Annotated in this window: 9 tRNA genes and 2 rRNA genes (2 of these 11 only partly in view); all 11 read left to right on the top strand. The window is 51.7% G+C overall.

Annotated features, from left to right (window positions below):
* Positions 1-1,503 (top strand): 23S ribosomal RNA (locus MHH70_RS10570); it begins 1,425 nt to the left of the window's first position.
* Positions 1,504-1,620: 117 nt separating this feature from the next.
* A 5S ribosomal RNA gene (gene rrf / locus MHH70_RS10565) occupies positions 1,621-1,736 on the top strand.
* An 8-nt stretch (positions 1,737-1,744) separates the two neighbouring features.
* Positions 1,745-1,820, top strand: a tRNA-Val gene (locus MHH70_RS10560).
* Positions 1,821-1,828: 8 nt separating this feature from the next.
* Positions 1,829-1,904, top strand: a tRNA-Thr gene (locus MHH70_RS10555).
* 4 nt (positions 1,905-1,908) lie between these two features.
* Positions 1,909-1,984, top strand: a tRNA-Lys gene (locus MHH70_RS10550).
* Positions 1,985-2,007: 23 nt separating this feature from the next.
* Positions 2,008-2,092, top strand: a tRNA-Leu gene (locus tag MHH70_RS10545).
* A 42-nt stretch (positions 2,093-2,134) separates the two neighbouring features.
* Positions 2,135-2,209 (top strand) — tRNA-Gly (locus MHH70_RS10540).
* A 6-nt stretch (positions 2,210-2,215) separates the two neighbouring features.
* Positions 2,216-2,304 (top strand) — tRNA-Leu (locus MHH70_RS10535).
* A gap of 9 nt (positions 2,305-2,313) precedes the next feature.
* Positions 2,314-2,390: transfer RNA gene (locus tag MHH70_RS10530), tRNA-Arg, on the top strand.
* Between the two features lie 8 nt (positions 2,391-2,398).
* A tRNA-Pro gene (locus MHH70_RS10525) sits at positions 2,399-2,475 on the top strand.
* An 11-nt stretch (positions 2,476-2,486) separates the two neighbouring features.
* Positions 2,487-2,500: transfer RNA gene (locus tag MHH70_RS10520), tRNA-Ala, on the top strand; it runs 62 nt beyond the window's last position.

Below are 2,500 nucleotides of genomic sequence, written 5' to 3'. Positions count from 1 at the left end.
TAACAGGTTGATATTCCTGTACTACCTCCCCACCGTTTGAGCAATGGGGGGACGCAGGAGGGTAGGGTAAGCAGAGCGTTGGTTGTCTCTGTTCAAGCAGTAAGGCGTGTGTGTAGGCAAATCCGCACACTCTAACGCCAAGCTGTGATGACGAGTCCGTATGGACGAAGTTCCTGATCTCACACTGCCAAGAAAAGCCTCTAGCGAGGTGGGAGGTACCCGTACCGCAAACCGACACAGGTAGTCGAGGAGAGAATCCTAAGGTGTGCGAGAGAACTCTCGTTAAGGAACTCGGCAAAATGACCCCGTAACTTCGGGAGAAGGGGTGCTCTTGAGCGTGCAAGCGCATGAGAGCCGCAGTGAATAGGCCCAGGCGACTGTTTAGCAAAAACACAGGTCTCTGCAAAACCGTAAGGTGACGTATAGGGGCTGACGCCTGCCCGGTGCTGGAAGGTTAAGAGGAGTGGTTAGCGCAAGCGAAGCTATGAATTGAAGCCCCAGTAAACGGCGGCCGTAACTATAACGGTCCTAAGGTAGCGAAATTCCTTGTCGGGTAAGTTCCGACCCGCACGAAAGGCGTAACGATCTGGGCACTGTCTCAACGAGAGACTCGGTGAAATTATAGTACCTGTGAAGATGCAGGTTACCCGCGACAGGACGGAAAGACCCCGTGGAGCTTTACTGTAGCTTGATATTGAATTTTGGTACAACTTGTACAGGATAGGTAGGAGCCAGAGATCTCGGAGCGCCAGCTTCGAAGGAGGCGTCGGTGGGATACTACCCTGGTTGTATTGAAATTCTAACCCGTGCCCCTTAGCGGGGTAGGAGACAGTGTCAGGCGGACAGTTTGACTGGGGCGGTCGCCTCCTAAAAGGTAACGGAGGCGCCCAAAGGTTCCCTCAGAATGGTTGGAAATCATTCGTAGAGTGTAAAGGCACAAGGGAGCTTGACTGCGAGACCTACAAGTCGAGCAGGGTCGAAAGACGGGCTTAGTGATCCGGTGGTTCCGCATGGAAGGGCCATCGCTCAACGGATAAAAGCTACCCCGGGGATAACAGGCTTATCTCCCCCAAGAGTCCACATCGACGGGGAGGTTTGGCACCTCGATGTCGGCTCATCGCATCCTGGGGCTGTAGTCGGTCCCAAGGGTTGGGCTGTTCGCCCATTAAAGCGGTACGCGAGCTGGGTTCAGAACGTCGTGAGACAGTTCGGTCCCTATCCGTCGTGGGCGTAGGAAATTTGAGAGGAGCTGTCCTTAGTACGAGAGGACCGGGATGGACATACCGCTGGTGTACCAGTTGTCGTGCCAACGGCATCGCTGGGTAGCTATGTATGGACGGGATAAGTGCTGAAAGCATCTAAGCATGAAGCCCCCCTCAAGATGAGATTTCCCATTACGCAAGTAAGTAAGATCCCTCAAAGACGATGAGGTAGATAGGTTCGAGGTGGAAGTGTGGCGACACATGGAGCTGACGAATACTAATCGATCGAGGACTTAACCACAATTAAAACTTGTTTCAATGTTCATTTATCCAGTTTTGAAAGAACAAGAAGAAGTGTAAAAAATACACTTGACTGTAACATCAAAAGTGTTATAATAAATCTTGTCTTTAAAAATAGTCTAGTAATGATGGCAAAGAGGTCACACCCGTTCCCATACCGAACACGGAAGTTAAGCTCTTTAGCGCCGATGGTAGTTGGGGGCTTCCCCCTGTGAGAGTAGGACATTGCTAGGCGTATATATGGAGGATTAGCTCAGCTGGGAGAGCACCTGCCTTACAAGCAGGGGGTCGGCGGTTCGAACCCGTCATCCTCCACCATTCAAAATGCCGGTGTAGCTCAGTTGGTAGAGCAACTGACTTGTAATCAGTAGGTCGTGGGTTCGACTCCTATCGCCGGCACCATTTTGAGCCATTAGCTCAGTCGGTAGAGCATCTGACTTTTAATCAGAGGGTCGAAGGTTCGAGTCCTTCATGGCTCACCATTTATAAGGAAAAATAGTCTGCTGCGGGTGTGGCGGAATTGGCAGACGCACTAGACTTAGGATCTAGCGCCGCAAGGCGTGGGGGTTCGACTCCCTTCACCCGCACCATTTAATTTAATATACTGTCAGAATAAAAATTCTTTAGCACATGCGGAAGTAGTTCAGTGGTAGAACACCACCTTGCCAAGGTGGGGGTCGCGAGTTCGAACCTCGTCTTCCGCTCCAATATGTGCCGGGGTGGCGGAACTGGCAGACGCACAGGACTTAAAATCCTGCGGTAGGTGACTACCGTGCCGGTTCGATTCCGGCCCTCGGCACCATTTTAAAAAGCGCCCGTAGCTCAATTGGATAGAGCGTCTGACTACGGATCAGAAGGTTATGGGTTCGACTCCTGTCGGGCGCGCCAAAGAAATTCGGGAAGTAGCTCAGCTTGGTAGAGCACTTGGTTTGGGACCAAGGGGTCGCAGGTTCGAATCCTGTCTTCCCGACCATTATAAATTTAGGGGCCTTAGCTCA

The sequence above is a fragment of the Metasolibacillus sp. FSL H7-0170 genome, assembly GCF_038593115.1.
Taxonomy (GTDB): domain Bacteria; phylum Bacillota; class Bacilli; order Bacillales_A; family Planococcaceae; genus Metasolibacillus; species Metasolibacillus fluoroglycofenilyticus.
The sequence above is the reverse complement of the archived record's forward strand: the minus strand, read 5'-3'. Positions and strand labels throughout refer to the sequence as shown.